The organism is Burkholderia sp. BCC1988 (assembly GCF_905339895.1).
GTDB lineage: Bacteria > Pseudomonadota > Gammaproteobacteria > Burkholderiales > Burkholderiaceae > Burkholderia.
On record NZ_CAJPHA010000025.1, the window covers coordinates 108835 to 115524 of the forward strand.

The window sequence follows — 6690 nt, forward strand, 5'->3', positions numbered from 1 at the left end:
CGCTCGCGGCCGGTCGGGCCGGGCGCCGCGGCGTATTCTAGACGGCCAAAATTCGTGTTTCGGCGCGCAGGCAACGGCGCTCGCCGGACGGGCGAACGCCAAAAGGGCGGTATTTTACCCGAACGCGATACCCGGAAAACGGCAATCCGGCGCGACCGATCGATTCTTCGATTCGGGCGTTGCGGCAATCGCGGTATTCGCGACGGGCATCACGCCGATTGGGTTCGCGGGTGCAACGATGCGGTGCGCGGGCGGCGGATTGTGGCGCGCCCGGCACGTCCCTACAGTGCAGGTAAACCCGAAGAAAGAATATCTGCCTGCCGGAGTGCCCGCCCCATGTTCCAGATCCGCCGCGCCGCCGACCGCTGCCACACGCGCCAAGGCTGGCTCGAATCGAGCCACAGCTTTGCGCTTGCCGGCGCCGCCGGGGCCGCGCATCCGCCGTTCGGCGCGCTGCGCGCGCTGAGCGAGGACCGGATCGCGCCGACGCGCGGCTTCGGGATGCAGCCGCGCCGCGACCTCGAAATCGTCACCTGCGTGCTCGACGGCGCGCTCGCGCATCGCGACAGCCTCGGCCACGGCGCCATCGTGCGGGCCGGCGGCGTCCAGCGGATGAGCGCCGGCACGGGGCTGATGCACAGCGAAACCAATGCGTCGCGCGACCGGGTGCTGCATCTGCTGCAGATCTGGCTGCAGCCGGCGGAGCGGGGCGGACGGCCCGGCTACGCGGAGCGGCATTTCGCCGACGACGAGAAGCGCGGGCGCCTGCGGCTCGTCGCGTCGCCGGACGGCGACGACGGTGCGCTGTCGATCCGTGCGGATGCGCGGATCTTCGCGGGGCTGATCGATGGCGACGAGGCGGCGGCATTCGCCGTGCCGGCCGGGCGCAGCACCTATGTGCACGTGGTGCGCGGCGACGTGGAGGTCAACGGCCACGCGCTGGCCGCGGGCGACGGCGCGCGGATCGCCGGGGTAGAAGCGGTCGCGTTCGCACGCGGCCGGGCGGCCGAGGTGCTGCTGTTCGACGTCGCCTGAAATGAAACGGGGGACGCGGGCCGGGTGCCCGCGTCCCCCCGCGATGCCGCCCGGGGAGGCGGCCCGCCGGCTTACTGCGCCGGAGCCGACGCGCCCTTGGCCGCGCGGTGCTGCTCCCAGCGTTCCTTCATCTTCTCGTGACGCTGCTCCATCCGCGCGAACTGCTGCTTCAGCGCGGTGCTGACCGTCGTCTTCTGCTGGTCGTTCAGCCCGTTGTAGAACGCAAGCCACGCGGCCGAGCTCTGCTCGCGCAGCTGCGCGTTCTGCTGCTCGGCCTGCTGGCGCGCGGTGTGCATCGCGTTCAGGTCGAGGATCGGCTGGTTCTGCTGCGCCTTGAGCTGCTCGCGCATCTGCTCGTGGCTCTTGCGCATCGCTTCATGGTTCTGCTTCATCGTGTTGACGGCCGTCTGCCACTGCTGTTCCTGCGACGCGTTGAGCTTGAGCTGGTCGTGCAGCTTCATGATCGCGCCGAACGGGCCGCCGTCATGGCCGCCGTGCATCTCGTGCATGCCGGGGCCGCCCGGCGGCGGCATGTCGTTGGGCTGCGCGGCATGCGCGGTGCCGAATGCGAGAGCGAGCACGGTGGCGGCCGCAATGGCCACGCGGGAAGTGTTCTTATACATTTCAGAAACTCCTTGTATCCAAAGGGTCCGGCGATGCGGCGCGCGGGGTGACCCGGGTGCCGCATCCGGTAAGACGCAGGTTAGCGGCGCGTGCTCGGGCCGGTGTTACGCGGGATGGCTGCCGGGTTACGGCGCATTACAGTTCCCTTGCGTCGTAACCCGCAGTAACCCTTTCGCCCCTTTGTTTCGTTCTTCGACTCCGCGCTCGCGCGCTAAACTTCGAGCCATGACTACCCAGATCCTCATCGTCGACGACGACCAAGAACTCCGAGACCTGCTGCGCGACTATCTCGTGCGCCAGGGGATGGAAGTGTCCGTGCTGCACGACGCGGCGACGCTCGAGAAGCGCCTCGAGCGCGAGCGGCCCGACCTGATCGTGCTGGACCTGATGATGCCGGGCGTGGACGGCCTGACCGCGCTGCGCCAGCTGCGCGCGGCCGGCGACGACATCCCCGTGATCATGCTGACCGCGCGCGCGGACGACGTCGATCGCATCGTCGGGCTCGAGCTCGGCGCGGACGACTACCTCGGCAAGCCGTTCAACCCGCGCGAGCTGCTCGCGCGCGTGCAGGCCGTGCTGCGCCGCCGCCGCGCGACGCCGTCGGCGGCGGCGCCCGAGCAGCGCGAGCCGTTCGCGTTCGGCCGTTTCGTGCTCGATTTCCAGGCGCGCACGCTGTCGGTCGACGGCAAGCCGGCGACGCTGTCGAGCAGCGAATTCGCGCTGCTGAAGATCTTCGTGAATCACGCGCTGCGCACGCTCACGCGCGAACGGCTGCTCGAGCTGCTGCACGGGCCCGAGTACGACGGCACCGACCGCGGCATCGACGTCCAGGTATGGCGCCTGCGCCGCATCCTGGAAACGGATCCGTCGACGCCGCGCTTCATCCAGACGGTCCGCGGGCGCGGCTACGTGTTCGTGCCCGACGGCGAGGCCCATGCGCAAGCCCATTGATTCGCTGTTCGGGCGGCTGGCGCTGCTGGTCGTCGGCGTGTTGCTCCTGTCGCACTTCGCGTGGTTCTTCGCGATGCGCCTCGAGCGCAACCAGATGCAGACGCGTTATGCTGTCGAGGAGGCCGCGTTCCTCGTCGACGCCGTGCGCCAGCACGTCGAGCGCACGCCCGACCAGCCGCTGCCGTCGCGGGTGCGGCTGGTGTCGCCGGACAGTCCCGATGTGCCGAAAGACGCCGATTCGAACCTGGCGGCGCCGCTCAAGCGTTTCCGTGACGACGTGAGCGAGCGGATGCCGCCCGGCACGCTGGTCGAGATCGGCGCGCCGGGCCATCCGCCGGTGCTGTGGGTCAAGGAGCCGAGCGACCGCAACTGGATCGTGGTGCCGGTGCAGCCGCTGCGCCCGCCGCGCTCGCTCGACCGGATGCTGTTGTGGCTCGGCACGATTTTCTCGGCCGGCGTGATCGCCGCGCTGTTCGCGGCCTGGCAGCTGCAGCAGCCGCTGCGCTCGCTGGCGCGCGCGGTCGCGCGCTTCGGCCGCGGCCAGCCGGTGCCGCCGTTGCGCGAGCGCGGCCCGCGCGAGCTGCGCCAGCTCACGCACGGCTTCAACCAGATGGTGGAACAGGTGTCGCAGGCCGAGAGCGACCGCGCGGTGATGCTGGCCGGCGTCGCGCACGACCTGCGCACGCCGCTCGCCCGGATGCGCCTGCGCGCGGAAATGATGGACGACGCGCGGCTGCGCGACGGCGTGGTGCGCGATGTCGACTCGATGTCGCACATCGTCGACCAGTTCCTCGTGTTCGCGCACGGCGGGGCGGACCGCAGCGAGCCCGTGCCGGTCGACCAGACCTGCGAGCGGATCGCCCGCAGCTATCGCGCGGTCGCACCGAACGCGCCGGCGGTCCAGACGCATCTGGCCGCCGACGAAGGCTTCCGCCTGCCGACCGCGACGCTCGACCGGATCCTGTCGAACCTGCTGGACAATGCGCATGCGTACGGCGCGCCGCCCGTGCTCATCGAGACGGCGCGTACGCCGGCGGGTTACGTGCTGTCGGTCAGCGACAGCGGCGGCGGGATTGCGCCGCGCGATCTGGCGGCCGCGACGCGTCCGTTCGTGCGGCTCGACCCCGCGCGCGGCGGGAACGGCCACAGCGGGCTCGGGCTGGCGATCGTCGAGCGGCTGGTGCTGCGGCTGGGCGGGGCGTGCGAGATCGGCAATCGTCCCGAGGGCGGCCTGCGCGTGGCGATGACGTTCCCGTTCGACGTGGTGCCGAAGGACGAACTTCACGCCCAGGCCGCGTAAGCGGCGCCTGCCGGGCAGGCGCCGCGCGGCATCATTCGCCGAACAGCGTGCCGAGCGTCTCGGCGGCGTTGCTGTCGATGGTGTTGTAGGTCACGCTCGTGGCCTCGAAGATATAGACGGTCGTATAGCGGCCGAGGCGCTCCAGGATCTCCTCCTGCAGCGATTCCGGCACGACGTTCATGTTCAGGTACCACGCCGTCGACGACAGCCGGGTCTGGAACGACCCGTACTCCTGCATCAGCTCGTAGAACGCATCGGCGTCCTGATCGCGGCAGACGATCACCAAGTTTCCTGCCATTCGCTTCCTCCCGCTGGTCGGTCGATCCCTGGCGGCTATGGGGCTAGCGACGCCAGGGGCTAGCCCCGATCATACCTGCTTCGCCGCAATCGTCCGCTGACGTCCTGCATGGTTTGTGTCCGTGTGCGGCGGGCGGGTTCCCGGCCGGCCCGGATCACGGCATAATTCGGGGCCTGCATGCCGGCCGCACGACCGCGGCCGGGCTGCTCCGCACCGCACGCCTGCCGTTCGCCCGCGTGCCGGGCACGATCCGTGCGCCGCCCGCGCGCCGCGCCGAGCCGGCCCCGGACGGTTGAACCTGAAATACAGGTTGGTGTAGTGTCGTGCCGTCGCGGCCCGACTCGCCGCGCCCGGAGGGCGCAGCTTGCACGCACGGCGCCTCGCGCCGGCGTGAAATCGTGAATCAATCGAATTACCGCGTCGAATTACCGCGCCCGTGCGCTTTGCCATGAATCAACATCGTCTGCCGGCTTCGTTCGGCCTTACCGGGGAGGGCGCCTGATGGACGTCGGATTCTTCAATCCGAACCGGACCGCCAACGCGTCCGCGTGGCGCGTCCTGCCGAACCGGTGGGACTTCATCGCGTTTCCGCTGATCATCTGCCTGATCGCGATGGCGGTCGTCGGCTTTCATGAAACGATGGCGCCGATCGGGACCCTTCAGACCCAGAAGATCTCGCTCGACCCGTCGAACCTGCCCGAATACGCGTTGCGCACCACGCTGCGGATGCTCGCCGCGATGGTCGCGTCGCTCGCGTTCACGCTGGTGTACGGCACGCTCGCCGCGAAAAGCCGCCGGGCCGGCATGGTGCTGATCCCGATCCTCGACATCCTGCAGTCGGTGCCGGTGCTCGGCTTCATCTCGTTTACGGTCACGTTCTTCCTCGCGCTGTTCCCGAGCCGCGTGCTCGGCGCCGAGCTTGCGGCGATCTTCGCGATCTTCACGAGCCAGGCGTGGAACATGACGTTCAGCTTCTACCAGTCGCTGCGCACGGTGCCGCGCGACCTGGACGAAGTGTCGCGCGGCTTCCACCTGACGTCGTGGCAGCGCTTCTGGAAGCTCGAGGTGCCGTTCTCGATGCCGGGGCTGATCTGGAACATGATGATGTCGATGTCGGGCGGCTGGTTCTTCGTCGTCGCGTCGGAGGCGATCACCGTCGGCAACCAGACCATTACGCTGCCGGGCATCGGCGCGTATCTCGCGCAGGCGATCTCGGACAAGAACCTTGGCGCGATCGGCTGGGTGATCCTGACGATGACGGTCGTGATCCTCGCGTACGACCAGTTCCTGTTCCGCCCGCTGATCGCATGGGCCGACAAGTTCCGGATGGAGAACACCGCATCGGGCGATGCGCCGCAATCCTGGCTGCTCGACCTCGTGCGCCGCACGCGCCTGATTCACCAGCTGCTCGTGCCGGCCGGCTGGTTCTTCGCGAAGGCGGCGCGGATTCCGCTGCGCCTGCCGCTGTCGGGCGCAATGCGCTTCTCGCTGCCGAAGGTCGAGAAGAAGGCATCGCGCACGGTCGACATCGCATGGGCGGCGCTCTTGCTGCTCGGCACGGCCTATATCGTGTGGCGCGTCGTCAGCTTCGTGTCGACCGGCGTGACGATGGGGGAGGTCGGGCACGTCGTCGCGCTCGGGCTCATCACGCTGCTGCGCGTGGTCGTGCTGATCTCGATCGCGTCGGTGATCTGGGTGCCGATCGGCGTGTGGGTCGGGCTGCGCCCGAAGCTGGCCGAGAAGCTGCAGCCGCTCGCGCAGTTCCTTGCCGCGTTCCCGGCGAACCTGCTGTTCCCGGTGTTCGTGATCGTGATCGCGCGCTTCCACCTGAACCCCGACATCTGGCTGTCGCCGCTGATCGTGCTCGGCACGCAGTGGTATATCCTGTTCAACGTGATCGCGGGCGCCACGTCCTATCCGAACGACTATCGCGAAGCCGCGACGAACTTCCGGATCCGCGGCTGGCAGTGGTGGCGCCAGGCGATCCTGCCCGGCATCTTCCCGTACTACGTGACCGGCGCGATCACCGCCTCGGGCGGCGCATGGAACGCGAGCATCGTGTCGGAAGCGGTGCAGTGGGGCTCGACCAAGATCGAGGCGCACGGCCTCGGCGCGTATATCGCGCAGACCACCGCCGCCGGCGACTTTCCGAAGATCATCCTGGGCATCGCCGTGATGTCCCTGTTCGTCACCCTGTTCAACCGCCTGCTGTGGCGCCCGCTGTATGCCTTCGCCGAAGCGAAGCTGCGGCTCGACTGAGACCGATTGAGAGCGAAACGCGATGCACAATCCGAATGCTGTAAACGCCCCCGTCCAGACGTCCCAGCCGCCGCGACTCGGTGAGGAAATCCTGCGCGTCGATCATGTCTGCCGCGGCTTCAACAAGACGCAGGGCGAGTTGCTCGTGCTCGACGACGCGAACCTGTCGCTGCGCCAAGGCGAGATCGTCGGGCTGCTCGGCCGTTCGGGTTCGGGCAAGTCG

The 6690-nt window shown here is 68.9% G+C and carries 7 protein-coding genes; 5 read left to right on the forward strand and 2 right to left on the reverse strand.

The features are described from left to right. The first annotated feature begins 336 nt into the window (after positions 1 to 336). Positions 337 to 1035, forward strand: a complete 699-nt coding sequence (locus U4012_RS29835) for a pirin family protein (protein WP_321802915.1) — start codon at positions 337 to 339, stop codon at positions 1033 to 1035. 71 nt (positions 1036 to 1106) lie between these two features. On the opposite strand, the gene U4012_RS29840 is transcribed toward U4012_RS29835, so the two are convergent. Continuing rightward, positions 1107 to 1658: a Spy/CpxP family protein refolding chaperone gene (locus U4012_RS29840; RefSeq protein WP_321802908.1), complete on the reverse strand. Its 552-nt coding sequence runs from the start codon at positions 1656 to 1658 to the stop codon at positions 1107 to 1109. A 226-nt stretch (positions 1659 to 1884) separates the two neighbouring features. On the opposite strand from U4012_RS29840, the gene U4012_RS29845 reads away from it, so the two are divergent. After that, positions 1885 to 2610: a response regulator gene (locus U4012_RS29845; protein WP_006755678.1), complete on the forward strand. Its 726-nt coding sequence runs from the start codon at positions 1885 to 1887 to the stop codon at positions 2608 to 2610. Further along, positions 2594 to 3910 carry an ATP-binding protein gene (locus U4012_RS29850; protein ID WP_124488435.1) on the forward strand — a complete coding sequence of 439 codons (1317 nt, stop codon included), beginning with the start codon at positions 2594 to 2596 and terminating at the stop codon, positions 3908 to 3910. The genes U4012_RS29845 and U4012_RS29850 overlap by 17 nt, the downstream gene beginning before the upstream one ends. Before the next feature lie 31 nt (positions 3911 to 3941). Here the strand turns inward: U4012_RS29850 and U4012_RS29855 are convergent, their stop codons facing one another. Then, on the reverse strand, positions 3942 to 4208 hold the full coding sequence (locus tag U4012_RS29855; protein ID WP_027786765.1) for a hypothetical protein: 267 nt from the start codon (positions 4206 to 4208) through the stop codon (positions 3942 to 3944). A 501-nt stretch (positions 4209 to 4709) separates the two neighbouring features. Here U4012_RS29855 and U4012_RS29860 point away from each other — a divergent pair. Continuing rightward, the gene (locus U4012_RS29860; RefSeq protein WP_124488434.1) at positions 4710 to 6467 is read left to right on the forward strand and encodes an ABC transporter permease; all 1758 of its coding nucleotides are present in this window, start codon (positions 4710 to 4712) and stop codon (positions 6465 to 6467) included. A gap of 22 nt (positions 6468 to 6489) precedes the next feature. Then, positions 6490 to 6690: ATP-binding cassette domain-containing protein (locus U4012_RS29865; RefSeq protein WP_415750414.1), on the forward strand; the 201-nt coding region annotated here is incomplete at its 3' end.

What these genes read in the sequence shown, in the direction of transcription:
- U4012_RS29835 (WP_321802915.1), top strand. Translation starts at nt 337, where the DNA reads ATGTTCCAGATCCGCCGCGCCGCCGACCGCTGCCACACGCGCCAAGGC.
- U4012_RS29840 (WP_321802908.1), bottom strand. Translation starts at nt 1,658, where the DNA reads ATGTATAAGAACACTTCCCGCGTGGCCATTGCGGCCGCCACCGTGCTC.
- U4012_RS29845 (WP_006755678.1), top strand. Translation starts at nt 1,885, where the DNA reads ATGACTACCCAGATCCTCATCGTCGACGACGACCAAGAACTCCGAGAC.
- U4012_RS29850 (WP_124488435.1), top strand. Translation starts at nt 2,594, where the DNA reads ATGCGCAAGCCCATTGATTCGCTGTTCGGGCGGCTGGCGCTGCTGGTC.
- U4012_RS29855 (WP_027786765.1), bottom strand. Translation starts at nt 4,208, where the DNA reads ATGGCAGGAAACTTGGTGATCGTCTGCCGCGATCAGGACGCCGATGCG.
- U4012_RS29860 (WP_124488434.1), top strand. Translation starts at nt 4,710, where the DNA reads ATGGACGTCGGATTCTTCAATCCGAACCGGACCGCCAACGCGTCCGCG.